The 19,912-nt window shown below is 56.7% G+C and carries 20 protein-coding genes; 6 read left to right on the top strand and 14 right to left on the bottom strand.

Annotated elements, in window-relative coordinates; genetic code table 11:
• The first annotated feature begins 480 nt into the window (after positions 1-480).
• Positions 481-2,184, top strand: a complete 1,704-nt coding sequence (locus HUV30_RS00805; protein WP_174403501.1) for a SulP family inorganic anion transporter — start codon at positions 481-483, stop codon at positions 2,182-2,184.
• A 72-nt stretch (positions 2,185-2,256) separates the two neighbouring features.
• Here HUV30_RS00805 and HUV30_RS00800 read toward each other — a convergent pair whose 3' ends face one another.
• The 5 genes from HUV30_RS00800 to HUV30_RS00780 form a co-directional block, all read right to left on the bottom strand.
• Positions 2,257-2,967, bottom strand: a complete 711-nt coding sequence (locus tag HUV30_RS00800) for an ABC transporter ATP-binding protein (RefSeq protein WP_174403500.1) — start codon at positions 2,965-2,967, stop codon at positions 2,257-2,259.
• Between the two features lie 13 nt (positions 2,968-2,980).
• Positions 2,981-3,751, bottom strand: coding sequence for an ABC transporter ATP-binding protein (locus tag HUV30_RS00795; RefSeq protein ID WP_174403499.1), 771 nt, complete (start codon positions 3,749-3,751; stop codon positions 2,981-2,983).
• Positions 3,751-4,737, bottom strand: coding sequence for a branched-chain amino acid ABC transporter permease (locus HUV30_RS00790; protein ID WP_373869320.1), 987 nt, complete (start codon positions 4,735-4,737; stop codon positions 3,751-3,753). The genes HUV30_RS00795 and HUV30_RS00790 overlap by 1 nt, the downstream gene beginning before the upstream one ends.
• Positions 4,737-5,642, bottom strand: a complete 906-nt coding sequence (locus HUV30_RS00785) for a branched-chain amino acid ABC transporter permease (protein WP_174403497.1) — start codon at positions 5,640-5,642, stop codon at positions 4,737-4,739. The genes HUV30_RS00790 and HUV30_RS00785 overlap by 1 nt, the downstream gene beginning before the upstream one ends.
• Positions 5,643-5,729: 87 nt before the next feature.
• Entirely contained in the window at positions 5,730-6,848 is a 1,119-nt protein-coding gene (locus HUV30_RS00780) for a branched-chain amino acid ABC transporter substrate-binding protein (RefSeq protein ID WP_174403496.1), read from the bottom strand.
• Positions 6,849-7,410: 562 nt separating this feature from the next.
• Here HUV30_RS00780 and HUV30_RS00775 point away from each other — a divergent pair.
• From HUV30_RS00775 to HUV30_RS00760, 4 genes are all read left to right on the top strand, one after another.
• Complete coding sequence (locus HUV30_RS00775; protein ID WP_174403495.1) at positions 7,411-8,541, top strand: alpha/beta hydrolase family protein; 1,131 nt, start codon at positions 7,411-7,413, stop codon at positions 8,539-8,541.
• A 193-nt stretch (positions 8,542-8,734) separates the two neighbouring features.
• Entirely contained in the window at positions 8,735-9,631 is an 897-nt protein-coding gene (locus HUV30_RS00770) for a CheR family methyltransferase (RefSeq protein WP_243452025.1), read from the top strand.
• A 75-nt stretch (positions 9,632-9,706) separates the two neighbouring features.
• Positions 9,707-10,762: an HDOD domain-containing protein gene (locus HUV30_RS00765; RefSeq protein WP_174403493.1), complete on the top strand. Its 1,056-nt coding sequence runs from the start codon at positions 9,707-9,709 to the stop codon at positions 10,760-10,762.
• A 100-nt stretch (positions 10,763-10,862) separates the two neighbouring features.
• Positions 10,863-11,345 carry a chemotaxis protein CheX gene (locus tag HUV30_RS00760; protein WP_174403492.1) on the top strand — a complete coding sequence of 161 codons (483 nt, stop codon included), beginning with the start codon at positions 10,863-10,865 and terminating at the stop codon, positions 11,343-11,345.
• Between the two features lie 52 nt (positions 11,346-11,397).
• Here the strand turns inward: HUV30_RS00760 and HUV30_RS00755 are convergent, their stop codons facing one another.
• The 5 genes from HUV30_RS00755 to trhA form a co-directional block, all read right to left on the bottom strand.
• On the bottom strand, positions 11,398-11,733 hold the full coding sequence (locus HUV30_RS00755; RefSeq protein ID WP_174403491.1) for a P-II family nitrogen regulator: 336 nt from the start codon (positions 11,731-11,733) through the stop codon (positions 11,398-11,400).
• Entirely contained in the window at positions 11,733-12,461 is a 729-nt protein-coding gene (locus tag HUV30_RS00750; protein WP_174403490.1) for a DUF1538 domain-containing protein, read from the bottom strand. Before HUV30_RS00750 ends, HUV30_RS00755 begins: the two co-directional genes overlap by 1 nt.
• The gene (locus HUV30_RS00745; RefSeq protein WP_174403489.1) at positions 12,458-13,162 is read right to left on the bottom strand and encodes a DUF1538 domain-containing protein; all 705 of its coding nucleotides are present in this window, start codon (positions 13,160-13,162) and stop codon (positions 12,458-12,460) included. Before HUV30_RS00745 ends, HUV30_RS00750 begins: the two co-directional genes overlap by 4 nt.
• 193 nt (positions 13,163-13,355) lie before the next feature.
• On the bottom strand, positions 13,356-15,374 hold the full coding sequence (locus HUV30_RS00740; protein ID WP_174403488.1) for a monovalent cation:proton antiporter family protein: 2,019 nt from the start codon (positions 15,372-15,374) through the stop codon (positions 13,356-13,358).
• A 35-nt stretch (positions 15,375-15,409) separates the two neighbouring features.
• The gene (gene trhA, locus HUV30_RS00735) at positions 15,410-16,084 is read right to left on the bottom strand and encodes a PAQR family membrane homeostasis protein TrhA (protein ID WP_373869316.1); all 675 of its coding nucleotides are present in this window, start codon (positions 16,082-16,084) and stop codon (positions 15,410-15,412) included.
• A 271-nt stretch (positions 16,085-16,355) separates the two neighbouring features.
• On the opposite strand from trhA, the gene HUV30_RS00730 reads away from it, so the two are divergent.
• A complete protein-coding gene (locus HUV30_RS00730) occupies positions 16,356-16,721 on the top strand; it encodes a rhodanese-like domain-containing protein (protein WP_174403487.1) in 366 nt (121 codons plus the stop codon).
• A 62-nt stretch (positions 16,722-16,783) separates the two neighbouring features.
• Here the strand turns inward: HUV30_RS00730 and HUV30_RS00725 are convergent, their stop codons facing one another.
• The 4 genes from HUV30_RS00725 to HUV30_RS00710 all read right to left on the bottom strand — a co-directional run bounded on the left by HUV30_RS00725 (position 16,784) and on the right by HUV30_RS00710 (position 19,663).
• The gene (locus HUV30_RS00725; RefSeq protein ID WP_174403486.1) at positions 16,784-17,218 is read right to left on the bottom strand and encodes a PaaI family thioesterase; all 435 of its coding nucleotides are present in this window, start codon (positions 17,216-17,218) and stop codon (positions 16,784-16,786) included.
• A 136-nt stretch (positions 17,219-17,354) separates the two neighbouring features.
• Positions 17,355-17,576, bottom strand: a complete 222-nt coding sequence (locus HUV30_RS00720) for a SlyX family protein (RefSeq protein WP_174403485.1) — start codon at positions 17,574-17,576, stop codon at positions 17,355-17,357.
• 62 nt (positions 17,577-17,638) lie between these two features.
• A complete protein-coding gene (locus HUV30_RS00715) occupies positions 17,639-18,103 on the bottom strand; it encodes an EVE domain-containing protein (protein ID WP_174403484.1) in 465 nt (154 codons plus the stop codon).
• A gap of 132 nt (positions 18,104-18,235) precedes the next feature.
• Positions 18,236-19,663 (bottom strand): DNA integrity scanning protein DisA nucleotide-binding domain protein, encoded by a 1,428-nt coding sequence (locus HUV30_RS00710; RefSeq protein WP_174403483.1) that lies wholly within the window; start codon positions 19,661-19,663, stop codon positions 18,236-18,238.
• Positions 19,664-19,912 lie beyond the last annotated feature (249 nt).

The following is a 19,912-nucleotide window of genomic DNA, read 5'->3' as shown; positions in this document are numbered from 1 at the left end:
CGGGACCCCCGCTGGTGCGGAGATCCCGGTTCGGAATTAAGGCATGATGTTGATTTCTGGCCAGGGCCTAAAGCCTACAAACTGAAACTGTGTTTAGATGTTGGCTGAAGGTTGAATGAGACGTTTCCTAACCTTGATTCAAAGATAACAGCTTGGAAGAAGCTGTCAAGCAGAATGCACAGTATTTATGCGGATACCTCAAAAAGATATGCTGCTGATGGAAGAAGTGCCTGTATTTATATGTTGTGACAGTGTCTTTTTTTAATGCACTGGTGCAAATAATAAGTGTTGCAACTGTGTTTCTGGGGGGTTAGTGAATACTCCATACAACAGCCCTGACGACACCCTGTGTCAGAACGTACCGGAATATGAGGATTTCCGGAGATGCGGGGTCGGTCGGCCCGACACACTTCCAGCGCTGCCGGACCGTGACCAAGCCGTTCAGAGCCTTGTTCGCAAGGATTCTATTCGGAGGTTACCATGAGTGATCAGCGTTCCGGCCTGGTCTCGTTCAAGATCAGGCCCTCTCTGCTTTCTGTTTTGAAGGCGGGGTATTCCTTACCATTATTTACCCGCGACCTGTGCGCCGGTCTGACGGTGGGCGTTGTTGCCTTGCCGCTGGCCATGGCGTTCGCCATAGCTTCAGGAGCACCGCCGGAACGGGGGCTTTTCACGGCCATTGTCGCCGGTGCCCTTATCTCGCTGCTCGGCGGTTCCCGGTTCCAGATTGGCGGTCCCACAGGGGCCTTCGTCGTTATCGTGGCAGGCGTCATTGCCCGTCACGGCTATGAAGGTCTTGTTGTTGCCACCATCATGGCCGGTTTCTTCCTCATGCTCATGGGGTTCTTCAAGCTCGGCAAGGTGCTGCAGTTCATACCGTATCCCGTGACCACAGGTTTTACGGCCGGTATCGGGCTCTATATCTTCTCATCGCAGATCAAGGATTTGCTGGGTCTGCAGATCGGGGCGCAGCCGCCGGAGTTCATCGGCAAGCTTGAATCCTGCTGGAGCGGCATAGGCACCATGCAGCACGGCGCTGTCATTGCGGGCGGCGTGACGATTCTTGCCATGGTGCTCATCCGCCGGTTCTGTCCCCGTGTGCCTGCGCACATTGTGGGTATTGTCTCTTCCATGCTGGTTGTCTGGCTAGGCGGGCTTGAGGTGGAAACCATCGGTTCCCGTTTCGGCGGCATTCCGGCCACACTGCCTTCGTTCTCCATGCCGCACGACTTTCTGGCACTGGCGGCCACCATGCTGCCGGACGCTCTGGCCATTGCGCTGCTCGCCGGTATCGAATCACTGCTGAGCGCGGTGGTGGCCGACGGTATGACAGGCGAGCGCCATGAGCCGTCTACGGAGCTTGTGGCACAGGGTATTGCCAACGTGGCATCCGGCTTGTTCGGCGGTATTCCTGCTACCGGTGCCATCGCCCGTACGGCCACGAATATCCGTGCGGGGGCCGTGTCGCCCGTGGCGGGGATCATACATGCAATTACCCTTGCTCTGTTCATGATCTGCCTAGCGCCTCTGGCCTCGCTCATTCCGCTGGCCAGCCTTGCGGGGGTTCTGTGTATCGTGGCGTGGGACATGAGTGAAACGCACAAGTTTGCGCGCCTGCTGCGTGCGCCACGTTCCGATGTGTTCGTTCTCATGACTACATTCCTGCTTACGGTGCTGGTGGACCTGACCGTTGCCGTGCAGGTGGGCGTGGTGCTCGCCGCGCTGCTGTTCATGCGCCGCATGAGCGAGGTGGGCAATCTGCGTCTTGGCGGTGCCGGAGACCAGCAGGCTGAAGACCTTTCCAATGATTCGCGCGCGGCCTGTGCGGACAGTGCGTTCTGCCCCTCATCCGTCATGATTTATGAAATTGAAGGGCCGTTCTTCTTCGGTGTGGCCGAGCGGTTCCTCGGTGTGCTGCATTCGCTGCGCGAGCCACCCAAGGTCATCGTCATCCGCATGGATAACGTGCCAACCATTGATGCGACGGCCATTCATGCTCTGGAGACCTTTATCGCCCATGCCAGCAGAATGCATATACAACTGGTTGTATGCGGCCTGCAGGAAAGGGTGACCTTTGTGCTGACCAAGCTGGGCACGCTCAACCGCTTCGGGGACGGAAACGTCCTGAAGGATCTCAAGTCGGCCATGCTGCGGGCAGACAACCTTGCATTGAGCAGTATGTAATGGATATGTGAAAGAAAAAGCCCTCCGGAAGGAGGGCTTTTTTGTGTCTGCAAGGTGAGCCTCGTGGGGAGCCTAGTGTCCGCCGCCCAGATAAGCCTTCTGGATATCCGGGTTGTTGAGCAGGCTTGCGGCCTTGTCTTCGAGCACGATGTTACCCACTTCCATGACATAGCCACGGTTGGCCAGCTTGAGCGCTGCGCGGGCGTTCTGTTCCACCAGTACCACGGTCACGCCGTGGGAGTTGATGGTACGCACTGTGTCGAAGATGGATTTCACCAGAATGGGGGCAAGGCCGAGCGACGGCTCATCCAGCAGCAGGATGCGCGGGTTGGCCATGAGGGCGCGGCCGATGGCGAGCATCTGCTGTTCACCGCCTGAAAGAGTGCCTGCCAGCTGGTCGCGGCGTTCGGCAAGACGGGGGAACAGATCATATATCCAATCCTCGTTCTTGCTGATGAGCGCCTTGTCCTTGATGGTGAAGGCGCCGAGCATCATGTTTTCCGCCACCGTGAGGGTGGAGAACACGCGGCGGCCTTCCGGCGACTGGGCTATGCCCTTGGATACGATGGTGTGCGCCCGCTGGGTATGCAGCGGCTCGCCGTTGAACAGTATTTCGCCCTTGGTTGCCTTTACGAGTCCGCAGATGGCGTTGAGGGTGGTGGATTTTCCCGCGCCGTTGGCACCGAGAATGGTGACGATTTCCCCTTTCTGCACGGAAAGATTGATTCCGTGCAGGGCTTCCACATTGCCGTAGTTCACATGCAGGTTACGAATTTCGAGCATTCCGGCAATCTCCCTAGAGCAAATCGTCGTCGACACCGAGGTAGGCCTCGATGACGCGCGGATTGTTCTTGATCTCACTGGGGCCGCCCTGTGCGATAACGGCTCCGTATTCCAGCACTACAAGGTGCTCGCAGACCTTCATGACAAGGCTCATGTCGTGTTCAATGAGCAGTACGGTGATGCCACGGTCGCGGATAGCCTTGATGAGCTCAATAAGTTCCTGAGTTTCCTGATCGTTCATGCCGCCTGCGGGTTCATCAAGAATGATGAACCGCGGTTGCGTGGCAAGGGCGCGTGCGATTTCCAGAAGACGCTGCTTGCCGTAGGAAAGGTTCTTGGCAGCGTTGTTCCACTGGTCGAGAAGCCCCACGAACTGCAGTTCACCCATGGCGCGGTCCACGGCAAGCCGTTCCTCGCGTTTTTGCGCGGGAGTGCGGAACATGGCGGAAAACACACCGGACTGCATGCGACAGTGGCAGCCCGAGAGCACGTTTTCCAGAGCGCTCATGTTCTGGAACAGCCGGATGGTCTGGAAGGTACGGGCAATGCCATGCTGCACGATACGGTTCGTGCGCATGCCCACCAGATCCTTGCCGTCAAAGAGCACCTGTCCGGTATCAGGGATATAGTTGCCCGTAATAAGGTTGAACACTGTGGTCTTTCCGGCTCCGTTGGGGCCGATGAGCCCCACGATGGAACCCTGTTCCACATTGAACGAGACATCATTCACGGCCACAAGGCCGCCGAAGGTTTTGGTAAGATCTTTCAGCTGCACCAGGCTCATCAGCGTGCACCTCCTTCTGCGGAGGCAGCGGACGGCTTTATTGCATCCTTAAGATAGGCAAGTACATCGTACTTGCGGGGAGGAGGCGGAATGAGACCCTGTGTGCGGAAGATCATCATCAGGATCATGGCCAGACCGAAGACCAGCATACGCCACATGGCAAGTTCGCGGAACAGTTCCGGCAGTCCGATGATGAGGAATGCACCCACCAGCACGCCGCGTATGGAGCCCATGCCGCCGAGGATGACGATGGTGAAGAGCACGACGGATTCCCAGAAAGAGAAGGATTCAGGGGAGATGATGGTCATCTTTGCGGCGAAGATGGTGCCGGTCATTCCTGCCCAGAAAGCACCGAGTACAAACGCGATAAGCTTGTAGTAGGCCGTGTCTATGCCGGAGCCTTCCGCCGCGACATCGTCTTCCTTGATATAGTTGAGCGCCCGCCCGAAGCGGGAATTCTCAAGCCTGTGCATGAAGAAGATGGTGAGCAGACAGAAGCCCCATATCAGGTAGAAGAAGTGTTCCGGCTTCTTGATCTTGAAACCGAACATGGAGGGGCGGGCAATGCCGAAAATGCCGTTGGCACCGCCTGTGAGGCCGAAAATGTCGTTCACAAGGGCAATGCGTACGATTTCCACGATCCCGATGGTGACGATAAGCAGATAGTCGCCGCGCAGGTGGATGATGGGACGCGCCACGATCAAGGCAAAAATGCCTGCCAGAAGTCCGGCAAGGGGCATGGTGTACATGACCGGTACGCCGTACTGGGTGTTCAGAATGGCTGTGGTGTAGGCACCTACAGCGTAGAAGGCGGCATGGCCCATGTGGAACAGTCCGGCATGGCCGAGGATGATATTCAGGCTGAGCGCCAGAATGGTATACAGGCCCACGTTGTTCAATACGTCGGTCCAGTATGGGTTGATGAACATGGGCAGAATGCCGAACAGGATACAGCCAGCAAACAGCGCGAGTGTGCGTTTATCCATCATACCTTGTCTGCCACCCTTTCGCCGAGCAGTCCGGTGGGTCTGATTATCAGAATGAGAATGAGTACGAGGAAGGAAATGGCGTCCTTCCATGCGATCGAGATGTAGGCGGCACCCAATGATTCGATAACGCCGAGCAGAAGGCCGCCGACCATGGCACCGGGGATGTTGCCGATGCCGCCGAGAATGGCTGCGGTAAATGCCTTGAGACCGTAGAGCCAGCCCATGGTGAAGCTGATCTGGCCGTAGTAGAGGCCGACCATCACGCCTGCGGCACCGCCCAGTGCGGGTCCGATACAGAACACCAGAGCAATGACGCGGTTCACGTCAATGCCCATGAGCTTGGCCGCGCCCTGATCTATGGCCGCGGCGCGGATGGCTGCGCCGATCTTGGTCTTGTGGGTGAGATAATACAGGGCGTACATCAGCACGAGCGACGTGCCCAGCATGATGATGCGCACAAGCGGAACATCCATGCCGAAGATCGAGACGATGGTCTTGGGCAGGATGTTATGAGGATAGACCAGAGGGCGGGCACCCCAGATGAGCATGACGGCATTCTGGAAAAAGATGGAAGCCCCGAGTGCGCTCACCACGGCGGAAAGGCGGGGAGAATTGCGCAGCGGGCGATATGCCGTGCGCTCAAGCAGGAATCCGATGAGGCCAACCAGCACGATAACCATCGCAGCCAGCACCACCACTCCGGCGAAAGCTCCCAGATGGTCGGTCAGTCCCAGCGAGGTGAGCAGCGTGAGCCCCAGAAAGGCCCCTATGGTGAACAGATCGCCGTGAGCAAAGTTGATAAGCTTAAGTACACCATACACCATGGTGTATCCCAATGCGATAAGGGCATAGATGCCTCCCACCGCAAGACCGTTGGTCAATTGCTGAAAAAACTCTTCCATGGAGTGTCCCGTGGTAGCAGATGAAGCGCAGCGAAAATCGGGGCGCGGCCGGTCTGGCCGTCCGCGCCCCGCGAACGGGCCGAAAGGTTACTGAAGGATGAATTCGCCCTTCTCGTTGACCTTGCTCAGGCGGTAGAACTTACCTGCGCGGTCACCCTTGGCATCAAAAGATATGGTGCCGGTGAGGCTCGGGTAGTCCTTCAGACCCTTGTGGAAGTATTCAGCGATCTTTTCAGGCTCGGTGGAACCGGTCTGCTTGACGGCTTCGATGATAACGTTGAATGCATCACCTGCGAATACGGACCATATGGAAGCGGGCATGACGTTGAAACGGGCCTTGTACGTTGCAAGAAATTCCTTGGTGGCGGGATCGTCCAGGTCGTTAACACCGGGAGGGCCTACAAACATGAATCCCTTGGCAGCTTCAACACCGGCGATCTTCACGAGGTCGGCATTGTTGGTGGCATCGCCGCCCAGCATGGGCACGTTCCACTTCATTTCCATCTTCTGACGGAGCAGCAGACCGGCTTCGTTGTAGTAGCCGGGGAAGTAGAGCAGGTCAGGGTTGGAGCCTTTGACCTTGGTCAGAATGGTGGTGTAGTCCTGTTCGCCGGGAGTAAGAGCATCGTAGAATACGATGGTGGAAGGATCGAGCAGCGCCTTGGTTTCTTCTGCCAGACCCTTGGAGTAGGAGCTGTTGTCATGCAGAATGGCGATGCGCTTGCTGCCGAAGCTCTTGATGATGCTGGCAGCAGCTGCGCCCTGCGCGTCATCGCGGGGGCAGGTGCGGAAGAAATACTTCATGCCTTTTTCAGTCAGACGCACCATGGTGGAACCGGTGGCGATCTGAATGACTTCCGCCTCGTCGTAGATACCCTGTGCGGCTTCCGTGATGGCGGAACCGTAAGTGCCTATGACTGCAACCACTCCGCTGGTGGTCAGGCGCTGTGCGGCCAGTGCGGCCGTTTTGGGATCAAACGCGTCGTCTTCCGCGATGATTTCAACCTTCTTGCCGTTCACGCCCCCAGCGGCGTTCACTTTTTCTGCAAGAATGTCCACAATGTTCTTCATGTCCTGCCCTTCGGAGGCATATTTGCCCGTCAGGGGGGCCTGCACGCCGATCTTGATGGTGTCGGCCCAGGAAATTCCCGACAGCATCAGTGACAGCACCAGTCCGAGTAACAGCGCGTGAATCAATTTCTTCATCGAAGCTCTCCTCATTGTCGCTCAACATATGGAGTAAAGATGATCCCTAACCACTCTCCTCAACCTCCGAATTTTACACCAAGATCCATAAAGGGATCTCGGAGCATACTGCGTGGCACACTAACGTGGAAAGACGGAATTGTCAAAAATTGTTTAAATACCCAAATGCTTCGCAAGTTTTTTTATACAAAAGCGTAATTCAGGGGTATTGCTGCATTTTTCAGCAATTCCTGCGCATTTTCATGCAGAATGTACCACAAAAATCGCAAGCGTGAGAAGCAGGGGAATATATATGAAATTCAGATGGAAAGGCAATCCCTAAGAAAAACAGTCGATTGTCGACATTAATAAATTTTGCGCGTTTCCGCGTAGCCTTTCAGGATGCGTGCTACTCCTCTACGTCCATTCGCGGATCAGGAGGAATGGTATGGCCGGGAAGGCTCACAGGTCTTGTGCCGTGGGCCATGAAGGGGGGAGACGGCCGGGCGGCGTAGGGCCTTGTTCTGCTTGCTTCGGGTTTCCGGATAGGCTACCTGTTGCGCAATTTCGTATCGGAGTGATTATGCTAATATTGTCATTGCGGCGGGTGGCCGGTTCTTGTGTGCGAGGCGTTGCCGGGCCGGTCTCCGGTCTTGCGGGAAAGCTGTTGGTTTTCTGTGCGGTAGTACCGTGCCTGCTGTGTCTTGCGGTGCCGGGATGGACCATGGGTGCGGGCGAGTCGGATGGCGGCCGGGTGGGGCTGCATATCCTGAACGCATGGGAAGAGAACTCAGGATCGCGGATAGCCATTTATGTATGGTATCCGACTATTCGTCCCGAGCGGCCGGTGTTTCTTGAGCCGTATACTCTCTCCGCCGCCCGTGAAGGGATGCCTGAAGAGGGTAAGTTTCCGGTAATCCTCCTTTCCCACGCTGCCGCGGAATCGGGCCTGTCACACCATGATACGGCGGAATTTCTGGCGCGAAGGGGATTTGTGGTTATTGCCCCCACGCATCCCGGCGATAATTACCTTGATACCTCCCGCATCTACACGGAACATCAGGTGACCGACAGACCGTACCATCTGCAGCAGGCGCTGGATGTCGTGGCCGCGCATCCGGAACTTGGCCCCATTGCCGATATGAGCAGCATTGGCGTGATCGGCTACGGAGCCGGTGCCGCCGGTGCCATGCTGCTGGCGGGAGCCGTGCCCGACCCAGCGGGGTTGCGCACCTATTGCACGCGGGCGGGTATGGATGATCCCTATTGTTCCGAATGGTCCCATGCGCGCCTTGCCCGTTTCATGGAGAAGACCCCGCAGCAGCTGTTGCCAGTTGAAGGCCGTGCCTGGCAGGACCCCAGAGTCAGGTGCCTTGCGCTTCTGGCCCCGGGCTACGGAATGCTCTTCACGGCGCAGGGGGTGGCTTCCATGCAGGTACCCGTGGTGATGATCGAGGCGGAACAGGACGCCATGAATATGCCGGACCTGCATGCACGGTATCTGCGCACGTTGCTGCCGGAAAGTACCAGCTATTTTATATTGTCCGATGCAACGAGCTTTACCCTTCACTCGGTTTGTTCGGAGCGCATGCAGGCGAATTATCCTGCCATATGCCGGGATTCGGGCAGCGCGGACCGGGAGGCAGTGCATAAGGCCGTGAATGATATCCTCCTGCGGTTCTTCGGAAACAAGTTGCAAGGCAAAGCGTTATAACAGGAGTTTCGAGTTTTTTGTTGCCTTTGTTTTCTTGCGAGGTATACTGTAAAGTATTCCAGATAACCTTCTGATAACAAATGAGGAAACAATGGCCTTGTTATCATCCGGTAAATTCGGGTCCACAACCACAGCGGCGGGTGCCCGGGCGACAGCATCCACAGGTTTGCCCGGCGGCAGAACCGGCGGACTCATGACCGATTTAAGCAAACAGGAGCGCGCCTTTTCAGGTGGGCTTTCGTTGCGCAAAACCCCCAAGATCTCAGACGACGAGTTCGCTCAGCTGAGTGCCTTCATCTACGAGAAGACTGGCATCAGCATTCCCGACAAGCGGAAATATCTGCTTGAGAACCGTCTGGGGTCGCGCCTGCAGGAGCTTGGACTCAAGACCTTCAAGGAATATTATGACTATCTGCGTCTTGACCGGAACAAGACCCTTGAGATGGACAAGCTCTGCGAAAAGGTGACCACAAATGAAACCAGTTTTTACCGGGATGTACGCCAGCTCGGCATTTTCCAGAACGACATACTCAAGGACATAATCAAGGAACAGGAGGCGGCTGGCCGCAAAGAACTGTTCATCTGGTCCGCCGGCTGTTCATCGGGTGAGGAACCTTACACCCTCGCCATCATGATCAGTGAAGTTCTGGGTATGTCCGTCATCGGCTGGAACATACGTATCACGGCCAACGACCTTTCTCCCGCCATGCTCACCAAGGCGAAAGAGGGGCTGTATACGGAATACTCCCTGCGTACCACCCCGAAGGGCATCATTGCCAAGTACTTCGATCAGGAAGGGGACAACTTCAGAGTCAAGCCACGCATCAAGAAGCTTATCAATTTCGGGCCGATAAACCTGAGTGATGGCATGGCGCTCAAGCGTGTTCCCAAGTCGCACATCGTGTTCTGCCGCAACGTGATCATCTATTTTGATGATCCGATGAAGCAGAGCGTCATCACTGCCTTCTATGACAATCTGGTTCCCGGGGGCTATCTGTTCCTCGGTCATTCAGAGAGTATCCACAAGCTTTCCACCGCATTCAAGCCGGTGCTCAAACCCGGCGGCATGTGCTACCGGAAGGAAGGCTAGTGCGTTGCGAATGAAGGCAACGAACCGGACAGTCACGTGTGCCCCAAGGCGTAATCAGCCAAACGGAGGAATGGCATGAAACCCGAATCGCCCGCAGCCCAGATGGCGCTCAGCGAAGAATATGTGCGCAACTTTTTCATGTATACCGACCATGACAACGACGCTATTGCGGAGTTGTACCGTTTGAGTGTGTTCCGTACCAGCGCGGCGCTGGGATTGGGATGGGAGATTCCGGACGAAGATGCTCGTCTTACCCGGAATACGGAATATCTCAAGGATACATTCACGCCGGGGTTGGTTGATCCCAAATCACTTGCAGACAGCGAAGCGCAGCTTGCCTCGTTTCCCGATGTGTATTTCCGCATCAAGGAAGTGCTGGATTCTCCGACCAGTTCGGCGGAGGACGTGGCCCGTATCGTCAGTAACGATATGGAGCTCACCGCCAAGCTGCTCAAACTGGTGAACAGCCCCTTTTACGGTCTTCTGGAAACGGTGGAAGACGTGACGCACGCCATCGCCCTTGTGGGGGTGACGGAAGTCTCGAACCTTGCTCTCGGCATTTCCGCTATCAAGGTGTTCAAGGATATTCCTCCGGAACTGATGGATGTGAAAACCTTCTGGAAGCATTCAGTGAGCTGCGGCGTATTTGCCAAGCTCATAGCCTCCAAGATAGACGGACTGAAGGCCGACAAATTCTTCACGGCAGGGTTGCTGCATGACGTGGGCCGCCTGATCATTTTCAAGAAGCTTCCGTATGCATCGGTCCAGACGCTTCTGTATGCCCGTGAGAACATGCTGCCGCTGGTGGATGCAGAGCGTGACGTGCTGGGATTCGATCATACTGATGTAGGCAACATGCTGCTGAATGAATGGCGTTTTCCGTCATCCCTCGTAGATGCCATGACATGGCACCATAAGCCTTCCGGTGCTCAGGATCCTCTGGCGGCTTCCATTATTCAGTTGGCTGACAACATGACCAACGCCATGGAGATATCCCTGGGGTCCATGTATGTGCTGCCGGGGATGGAAGAGGGGGCATGGGAACGGCTGCCGCTGAAATCCAGCGATCTGGTGACCATCGTCGGTTTGTTCGACAATCACATCGACGAATTGTTTGCCTCTTTCCTGTAGTGTGCAAGGAGGCCGGAATAACGTTATTCCGGCCTTTTGAACCTCATCTTCCCCTCGCTTCCACTTGACAACTCGTTCGCTCACTGGAAGAACAACTCTCATGAGTGCGCAATATAACGTAAGTTTCATAAACCCCTTTCTTGCTGCCGTCATCGATGTGCTTGGCACCATGGCCATGGTGGAAGCCCGTCCCGGCAAGCCGTATATCAACGCCCGCCGGACTGCGGTTGGCGATGTTACAGGTCTTATCGGTGTTACCGGCTATGCTGAGGGGGTTATTTCCCTTACACTGGACGAAAAGTGCATACTGCGCATTGTGTCCAACATGCTGGGGGAAGATTATACCAAGATCAACGAGGAAATTGCAGACGCGGTCGGTGAGCTCACCAACATGATCGCGGGGCAGGCCCGTGCGCATCTTGCCAACGAGGGGATGAAGTTTCAGGCTTCAACACCTTCGGTCATTATCGGCAAGAACCATACACTGGGACACATCAACAAGCAGCCCATACTCTCCATTCCGTTCACCACGCCAGATGGTAATCTGGTTGTGGAAATATCCCTGAACAAGGCAGAAGAATAGACCGGGCGTCGCGCAAGGAATCCTCGCGCGAACGCCGATCCGTCTGTTATTTCTAAGGTATTGCGCAATCCAAATGGCAGATGCCTGCAACGCCCTTGACTGGCAGGATGAATGCTATCCCTGCTCCGGGCTGTTCCAGATTGCCTGCCTCTACAATGGATTCAAGTACCTTTCTGCTGATGTCGCCCTTCACCAGCGTGAGCACGATTTCTTTTTCCGGTTCAATGGCAATGCCCATTATGCTCTTAACCTCGCGCAGCCCCGTGCCGCGGCCTAGAATAATGGTCCCCCCTTCGGCACCGGCCTTGCGGGATGCCTCAACCACGGGGCCGCTGTGGCCTTTGTTCACAATAGTGACGATGCAGTCGAAATCGTCATGAATGTTCATCAGGTATCGCTCCTTCTCCGCGAATAGATCATGCCGAGGATCATTATCGACAGAATGGGCGCAAGGGCCACCATGGCGATAAGACCGAATCCGTCGGCAACAGGGTCTCTTCCTTCCAGTGCCTCTGCCGCACCCAGTACGACCGCCATGACGAAGGTAACCGTCATGGGGCCGGTAGCCACACCGCCTGCGTCAAACGCGGCAGCCACATAGTCCGGTTTGGAAAAACGGGCCATGGCCAGCACCAGCAGATAGCCGGGCACCACAACCCACAATATCGGAAAACCCGCCAGCAGCTTGGCCATGCCGAGGGCAACGAACACCCCCACGCCAAGTGACAGGGTTATCAGCACTGGGCGCTGTTTCACGGCACCGGATGATGCCTTTTCCATTTCAGTGGCGAGCACACGCACAGCCGGTTCGGCAGCCGTGGCGGCAAAGCCGAACAGAAATCCGAGCGGCACAAGTGCCCAGCGCCATTCCGCACCGCCGATGATGCGTCCAATTTCTGTACCTGCAGGCAGAAAGCCCTGGGTTACGCCCTGCAGAAAGAGCACAAGCCCGACATAGGAAAGCGCAACGCCTTTGAACATGCGCATGACATAGGCGGTGGGCAGGTGCAATGAGCGGTATTGCATATACAGAAAAAAGACGACCAGCGGAGCAAATGCCATAGCCAGTTCGGCGGCCACATGCCGCATATCGAGAAAGTCGAGTATCAGGTTCATCCGTAAAGCATTCCTATGAGCATTACGCCGATGACAGGTCCGATGGAGGCCAGCCCCACAAGGCCGAAGCCTTCACTGAAGGAGTTCTTGCCACGCAAAACGCCCACGGTACCGATGCCGAGCGCCAGAATGAACGGAACGGTAACGGGACCGGTAGTTACGCCCCCTGCATCAAAGGCAATGGGCAGAAAGCTGGCAGGCGTGAAAAAGGCCAGCACGAGCACTGCCAGATAGCCTGCCGTGAGCACCCGGACGATGGGTATCCCGAGCAGGATGCGCAGAATGGCGCCGCACAGGCATATGCCTACACTTATGGCCACGACGATGACCAGCAGGTTGCGGGACACAAGCCCCGCCGAAACATAGTCAACCTGATGCGCCAGCACGCGCACGTCAGGCTCAGCCAGAGTCACTACCGTGCCGAGCAGAAAGGACATGATGAGCAGATAGGCAACCGAGCCCGATTTTGGCAGCTCGCCGCCGATGGTTTCTCCCATGGGGAGCAGGCCTGCCCGCACACCGAGCAGGAAGAGAAACAGGCCGCCGCCCACAAACAGGCTGCCGAGTATGAAGCGTGCGAATATGTCCCACGGCATGTGGAGCAGCGAAATTTGCAGCACGCAGACAATGGCAGCGATGGGCAAAACGGCAAACAGCACTTCTTTGCTAAGTTCCGTGAGGTGAGAATGGTCTCTTTTCATGAGGCCTCGTACAGGGATAAGGGGGAAAAAGTAGGGGGTGCCGAAGTTGTTGCATGCCACACGCGCCGGTCGGCAGCGAAGCGCCTTTCCAAAGGAATGCGCGTCAGGGCATTTTATGAAAAGATGCCACATTCCGGCATGGGCTGCAACGGAATGTGGCACTTCTTATGTGAAGTAATTTTTATCCGCAGGATCAGCTATGGATTGAGGCAAGTCCCCCTGCGTGAACTTCTTCTTCATGCACGGCGGTAACCTCGTTTCTGGCCCTTGCGGTGAAGGCTTCCATGGCTTCGGTTGTACCCATTATGCCTGCAATGTCGCCTGCCTGCAGTACGAACTCCGCTTCCGGGTTGGGCATGAGCGAGCCATTGCGCAGTATACCGACAACGGAAACTCCGACCGTCGTACGTAACTGTAACCCGGCCAGGCTGCGGCCGGCGAGCTTGCTTCCTTCTTCCAGCGCGATCCATGAAAGCTGCATGCTCGAAGCTGCGTCGCCTATCTGGGTGAGTGTGCGGTATTCGGGATGTGCCTCGAATATGGCTGCGTAACGTTCACGTCGCACCGTATCGGAAAAACGCTGAATTTCGCCCACAGGCAGACCGAGGTGCAGCAGGGCCTGTCGCGTGAGCTCCAGTCCGGCTTCGAATTCTGGTTGAATGGTCTGGCGCACGCCGAGATCAGCAAGGGCCTCCATCTGTTCCGCGCCCGCCACGCGGGCAACTACGGAAAGAGAAGGTTTCATTCTGCGGGCGTGGCCAACCACAGCCTTGGCATCTGCCAGATAGGGGATGGTAACCAGCAGCAGGCAAGCCTTTTCGGTTCCCGCTGCCTCCAGTACGTTATGCTGGCCTGCATCGCCGTATATGACCGGATATCCCGCTATGCGGCACTGCTCAAACCGGCGTGAGTTGGATTCGATTACAACAAAGGGCTGCGCAAGGCGGGAAAGGATGCTTGCAACATAGCGTCCCACGCGTCCGCCGCCAGCTATGACCACGTGACCGCACAGGCCGTCTTGCGGCAGGTTGACGCTTTCCATGATCGGTGCGGGCATGTAGCGCCTGCGCAGTGCATACAGCGGTGCGGTAAGGGATGACATGGGCGGAGTGGCCACCATGCCCAGTATGCCGACGGCAAGGAACATGGTGTATTGCTGGTGCGGCAGGCTGCCGCTTTCCACGCCCACGCGGGCCAGCAGGAACGAGAGTTCTCCGGCTTGAAACATGCTCAGGCCAAGCGCCATGGGCACGACGTTGCCGTAGCCGAAGACTCGCCCGAGAACGGAGAAGAGCACGCCCTTCACTGCAAAGGCTGCAATGGCAATGCCGGTTATGGTGCCTATATTGGCCCAGATGAAGTGCGGGTCGACCAGCATGCCCATAGAGGCGAAGAAGAGCAGGCCGAAAAGGTCGCGTAGGGGAATGATGTCGCTCAGTGCCTGATGGCCGTAGTCCGATTCGCTGAGCACCATGCCTGCGACAAAGGCGCCGAAGGCGAAGGAAAGACCCAGCAGATACGTGCCGTAGCCGATGCCGAGGCCTATGGCGCTGCATGCGAGCATGAACATCTCGCGCGAGTTCCATTCTGCCACGCGGCGCAGGATGCGGGGCATGATGCGCGTGCCGAGCATCATCATCCCTGCAAGGAAGAGGCCTGCCTTGACGGCGGCCCATGCCAGATCAAGATATCCCGCATCTGCCATGCCCAGTTTGGGCATGATGATAAGCATGGGGACTACGGCAAGGTCCTGCACGATGAGCATGCCGATCATGATGCGGCTTGAGAGTGTGCCGAGCCAGCCCTGTCCTTCAAGCGTTTTCAGAATGACCATGGTGCTCGACAGGGAAATGAAGGCACCGAACCACAGGGCGGGAATGGGGTCCCATCCGGCTACGCGGCCTGTCACATATCCCACGGCCATGCACAGCACAATCTGGATGGGCGTGCCTATAAGCGCGATCAGCCGCACCGGCTTGAGGTCTTTAAGCGAAAATTCCAGCCCCAGGGCGAAAAGCAGCAGAGCGACACCTATTTCGGCCAGCAGCTCGATATCATGGATGTCGGATACCGTGATGCCACCCGTGTACGGGCCGACCAGAATACCTGCCAGAATGTATCCCAGAATGAGTGGCTGTCTGAAAAACTGGGCAATGAGTCCGCCGAACAGTCCGGCGACTATGATGATGACAATATCAGCTGCGATTCCCATACAAGCTCCACGGTAAACCGTGCATTGTTTTCATATCAGGCCGCGGGGGCGTAACGGCTGACATAACTGTACATGACCATGAAATGGCAGAAGCTGCCCCCCATGACGAAGACGTGAAAGAGTTCATGAAAACCGAAATGACGGGGATGGGGGTTGGGGCGTTTGCAGGCATATATGACTGCGCCTATGCTATAGAGCAGGCCGCCTCCGCCCAGCCAGAGCAGGGCGCCGGTTTCCAGTGATTGTACCAGCGGATAGATGCCTGCGATGGCCATCCAGCCCATGCCGAGATAAAGCCCCGTGGAGAACCAGCGTGGGGCTCCCATCCAGAAAATCTTGATAAGGATACCCGCTGTGGCAATGCCCCAGGCGCAGCCGAAAAGGCTCCACCCCCACGGACCACGCAGGGGAATGAGGCATATGGGGGTGTACGTTGCGGCAATGTAGACGAAAATCATGGAATGGTCGATACGCCGCAGCAGACGGATGCCTTTTTCCGACAGGGGCAACCAGTGATAGAGGGTGCTGGCCGTGTAGAGCAGCACCATGCCGGTTCCGAAAACGGCAAAGGTGACAATGTGCCACGGCATAGCAGGGGAGGCCACCCGTACAATGAGCATAACTGTGCCAACCACGGCGAGGAGCGCACCTATGCAATGGGTCAGCCCGTTGACGGGCTCCCTCAGATACCGGGATATAGCGATGGACATGGTCCCTCCTGTCGGTTGAACGTGATTGGTCGCTTCAAATCCAGCATAGCCGGATGAATCGGGTGAGACAAGGAATAACAGGCTATGGCGAAAGGTGATGCGCGGTTCGCGGCAGCTGGCCGGACATCATATAATTTGCATGGCATGCGGCTGAACCTCTTGCCTGCAATGAATGTTCTGGTATTCTGGGGTCATGACAAAACAGGTACACGATACTTCCCCTTTTCCCCCCTCTAAGCGGAGGCAGGCCCTTGAGGGCGGATACAAACTCATGGATGCCGCTTTTCTGCAGGAAAGGCTGCAAGGGGGGAGTGTGTTTCTCGTGGATGTACGGGACGCGGCGGACTATGAAGCGGGGCATATTCCGGGGGCTATCTGTTATCCGCTTCCCATGACGATTCAGGCGAGGCTGTTCAAACGTTGGTGGCTCAGAAAGCTGTTGTGCAGTGACGTGTGTTCCGGCGTGGTGTTCTATTCGGGCGGCCCGCGTTGCATGCGTAGCGATTCTGCCGCCCGTGCGGCAGTGATCAGCGGTTTTCCCGATGTCTACAATTATGCCGGTGGGCTGGAGGACTGGATGTCCAGAGGCTTGGGCGTTGAGACAGGTCCCTGTTGCGAACCCGAAGCCTTCGTCTGATTCATCTCATCTGATTGCCGGTGTGCGTTTCCTGAGCCACGTCTGCGCCGCAATGCGCTGTCTTATCCCTCCGAGTTCTTCTCCCGGCCTTGTTTCACGATGAACGATGCGTTCGCCGTGGCCACGAGCCGACCGTCCGGTGTGCTTGCCTGCGCACGGACAAAGGCTATCCTCCCTCCATTTTTCACCACTTCTGCGTCGCATATAAGCACGCAATCGGGACGCACGCCGGAAAGAAACTGTACGTGCAGGTCCACGGTGGCTATGGGGCGCAGTTCTTTCTGGCCGGAGAGCACGGCGTGGGCCATGGCTTCGTCCAGAAGGGTAGAGATGACACCGCCCGAAACTGCGCCTGCGCCTTGCGCCGTGCATTTTCCGGCATCAAGCCTCAGCGTGGCGGCACCGTTTTGCGCATGTTCAACACGTATGCCGAGATGGTTCAGTATGGGATTAACGGTCTGAGGTTCATGCAGAACGGCAGCGAGGTACTCTGACATTTCGAAATTCCGTGGCTGTGCACCCGCGGGATATTCACGGGCGGAGAGGTGTGTGGCGGAGCAAGAAAAGAAGCCTGTGGTCCGGGAGAATGTCCTTCCGCATGACCGGCTGAACGTCCTGCGGCTGCGCAGATGGCTATACGGAGCCGTAGTGCGGGGGCGGACCATCATCCGTGCCGCCTTCATCAAGAAGCGGTGCCAGTGTGCGCAGCTTGGCCCTCATGGCAATAAACATTTTTTCCATCTCGTCCATCTGGAACTGCTGGGCGGTTATGGCCTCATTGAGCTGACGTATGGTCTGGTCCTGAAAATAGATCGTCTCTTCCAGCTGGGCTATGCGTTCTTCCAATGTCTTCATGGGGTATTCCCTTTGTCGTTTTCTGCCGTTTCCGGCGGTTTCAGCCTGTTGTATGCCGCGGGTTATGCTTCCGCAAGGGAGCATACAATGGAGAATTCCTCTTCTGTCACGGGCATGACCGAAAGGCGCGAGCCTTTTCTCAGCAGCTCCATGTTTTCGAGACCCGGGGTGGCTTTCAGAACGCGCAGGGGAACGGGGTGGTCAAATTTGGTTACGAAGCGCACATCTACCATGAACCAGCGGGGAGATTCCGGTGTGGATTTGGGATCGAAATGGCTGTCTTCGGGGTCCCATGAGGTGTGGTCGGGATAACTTTCCCTGACGACTTCTGCCACGCCCGCAACGGAAGGATCCGTCACGCTGTGGTAGAAAAGCACCTTGTCCCCCATGCGCATTTCATCGCGCATGAAGTTGCGGGCCTGATAGTTGCGCACTCCGTCCCACGGGCTTGTGCTGTCGGGCAGGGCCTTCAGATCATCTATGGAAAAGCAGCCCGGTTCTGTTTTCATGAGCCAGTATTTCGGCATAATCGACTCTGTGCAGCCGTACGGAACGTACGGGTTTGGAATGGGCGTTCTCCCTTGTGCAGGGGCCCGGAATGTCCTGTCGTGCGCCAGACATCGGCCAAACGCAGGCCAGACAAAAGCCTGACGCCGGACCTACAGTTTGAGCCATTCTTCCAGCGTGGGAGGTTCCGGCGCGCGGCCCGGAAGCGGGGTCCACGAACAGCGGGCCGTAAGCTCTATACCGCGCTGGATGATGGAAACCGGCCTGTCTGACGATACGACGATAACAATAATATCGTCGTTTGCGGCTGTAAAGCGCACGGCGGAATTGTATCTGGCTCCGCGGGCGCGGTTTTCGCCCGGCACGGCCTTGCCGTCCAGCAGGCAGGCAAAACCGTAGAGATTGGAGTCATGGCCTATGTGCAGCGCGCCGTCCACTTTGGCAAGGGAGCAGGCGAGTTCGATGCCGTCCTTGCTTGTCAGGTCCAGCGGTGAGTGCAGCGTTTGTCCGGCGAGGTTGCGCGAAATGGGCCGCAGGTCAAGAACCAGTGTGCAGCCGTGCTTGCGTTCCTGCGCACAGGCAACGATGTCTGTGACGATGCGGAACAGAGAATGCTGGGTGTCGTAGCTGAGCCGCGATTCCAGCAGGGCCTCTTCCAGCTGCACAAGATTGGCGCGGCGGTTTGTGGACTGGAAGGCTCCGTCCGCAAAGGAGCAGATGATCTCGTCATCAAGAAAGAGAAAGCCGTGCCGGCCCTGAAATTCAGCTAGGATGCTGCCGGGGGGCAGGTGGTCCTGTGTTATGCCAACAATGGTCTTGCCGTCGGAAACAAGCACCCGATGAGAGTCTTCCACAGCCTGCAGCAGTTTGCGGCAATGGCGAAGATTGGCGAGCGACGGTTGTTCCATGCGTGGGAAGCTGGCAAGAAAGTCCAGATGCTTAAGGAATACGGGTTCTACAAAAGCCAGGGCCCCCCGTGGCCATGCACCTTCTTCACGGGTATGCGAAATGCCCAGAATGGCATCAAGTGTGGGGTACACTCTGAGGTGGGTGTCTATGCCTACGGAATCGTTGCGCCGGTCGACAATGTAATCGCGCACGGCGTGAGTTGCATAGCTCTGCAGCACGAATCCGGAGGCGCTGTCACGCATGTCGTTGCTGGCAGCAAGGTCCAGCACGAGCTGGGCCGCGGCATGTTCGAGCCAGCAGCGCGTGGGGCCTGTAGAACAGAGGTCCGGGTGTTCTTCCGTGAACCACATGAGAAAGGGTACGTCACTGTTGCTGCCCCCGAAGGCCAGCAGACCAGTCAGCTGGGGGTCGGGAAAGGGATAGAGTTCATAGGGGCGCAAGGTTTTGTGCGCGGGCGGCGGCGTCTTCCAGTCCTGCTTATCCATGAACAGTTCACGGAGTTTCGGCTGGTGGCCGTCCATCAGATATTGGGGGTCCAGAACATGGATGGGGTCGTCAGGGTGCAGGGAGAGCAGCAGAGCGGCCCTGCTGGGGCCGGAAAAGTGCGACAGCCCCTCGCGCAGACCGTCCAGCGTGTGATAAATGCACAACTTTCGGTATCGGCTGCTCATATGCTTCCCCCATTGATCCGAACTTCGGAATTATCTTCCACAGGGCCCATATTTGTGCGATGTAGAAAGGCAGTATCCTTCGTGGTACTTCCCAAATCGGGCGGTGAAAAGGTGAACCGCCTGAGTGAAAAACATACATGAGAAATCATGAATGTTCCAACCCTTTTTTATTGCTGATGAAAATTGGCTGCGGCGTAGTCTTCTCCGAGCTCTCTTGTGAGGTGCCGCGCATGCCGGGGCGGTTGTCAG

The organism is Desulfovibrio subterraneus, assembly GCF_013340285.1.
Lineage (GTDB): Bacteria > Desulfobacterota > Desulfovibrionia > Desulfovibrionales > Desulfovibrionaceae > Halodesulfovibrio > Halodesulfovibrio subterraneus.
This window is presented reverse-complemented; position numbering and strand designations above follow the sequence as displayed.

Coding starts and splice junctions, on each gene's coding strand:
- HUV30_RS00795 (WP_174403499.1), bottom strand. CDS start 3,751: ATGAGCCTGGTGCAGCTGAAAGATCTTACCAAAACCTTCGGCGGCCTT.
- HUV30_RS00745 (WP_174403489.1), bottom strand. CDS start 13,162: ATGAAAAGAGACCATTCTCACCTCACGGAACTTAGCAAAGAAGTGCTG.
- HUV30_RS00765 (WP_174403493.1), top strand. CDS start 9,707: ATGAAACCCGAATCGCCCGCAGCCCAGATGGCGCTCAGCGAAGAATAT.
- HUV30_RS00720 (WP_174403485.1), bottom strand. CDS start 17,576: ATGAAGACATTGGAAGAACGCATAGCCCAGCTGGAAGAGACGATCTAT.
- HUV30_RS00730 (WP_174403487.1), top strand. CDS start 16,356: ATGGATGCCGCTTTTCTGCAGGAAAGGCTGCAAGGGGGGAGTGTGTTT.
- HUV30_RS00750 (WP_174403490.1), bottom strand. CDS start 12,461: ATGAACCTGATACTCGACTTTCTCGATATGCGGCATGTGGCCGCCGAA.
- HUV30_RS00725 (WP_174403486.1), bottom strand. CDS start 17,218: ATGTCAGAGTACCTCGCTGCCGTTCTGCATGAACCTCAGACCGTTAAT.
- HUV30_RS00715 (WP_174403484.1), bottom strand. CDS start 18,103: ATGCCGAAATACTGGCTCATGAAAACAGAACCGGGCTGCTTTTCCATA.
- HUV30_RS00775 (WP_174403495.1), top strand. CDS start 7,411: ATGCTAATATTGTCATTGCGGCGGGTGGCCGGTTCTTGTGTGCGAGGC.
- HUV30_RS00710 (WP_174403483.1), bottom strand. CDS start 19,663: ATGAGCAGCCGATACCGAAAGTTGTGCATTTATCACACGCTGGACGGT.
- HUV30_RS00785 (WP_174403497.1), bottom strand. CDS start 5,642: ATGGAAGAGTTTTTTCAGCAATTGACCAACGGTCTTGCGGTGGGAGGC.
- HUV30_RS00760 (WP_174403492.1), top strand. CDS start 10,863: ATGAGTGCGCAATATAACGTAAGTTTCATAAACCCCTTTCTTGCTGCC.
- trhA (WP_373869316.1), bottom strand. CDS start 16,084: ATGTCCATCGCTATATCCCGGTATCTGAGGGAGCCCGTCAACGGGCTG.
- HUV30_RS00800 (WP_174403500.1), bottom strand. CDS start 2,967: ATGCTCGAAATTCGTAACCTGCATGTGAACTACGGCAATGTGGAAGCC.
- HUV30_RS00790 (WP_373869320.1), bottom strand. CDS start 4,737: ATGGATAAACGCACACTCGCGCTGTTTGCTGGCTGTATCCTGTTCGGC.
- HUV30_RS00770 (WP_243452025.1), top strand. CDS start 8,735: ATGACCGATTTAAGCAAACAGGAGCGCGCCTTTTCAGGTGGGCTTTCG.
- HUV30_RS00740 (WP_174403488.1), bottom strand. CDS start 15,374: ATGGGAATCGCAGCTGATATTGTCATCATCATAGTCGCCGGACTGTTC.
- HUV30_RS00780 (WP_174403496.1), bottom strand. CDS start 6,848: ATGAAGAAATTGATTCACGCGCTGTTACTCGGACTGGTGCTGTCACTG.
- HUV30_RS00755 (WP_174403491.1), bottom strand. CDS start 11,733: ATGAACATTCATGACGATTTCGACTGCATCGTCACTATTGTGAACAAA.
- HUV30_RS00805 (WP_174403501.1), top strand. CDS start 481: ATGAGTGATCAGCGTTCCGGCCTGGTCTCGTTCAAGATCAGGCCCTCT.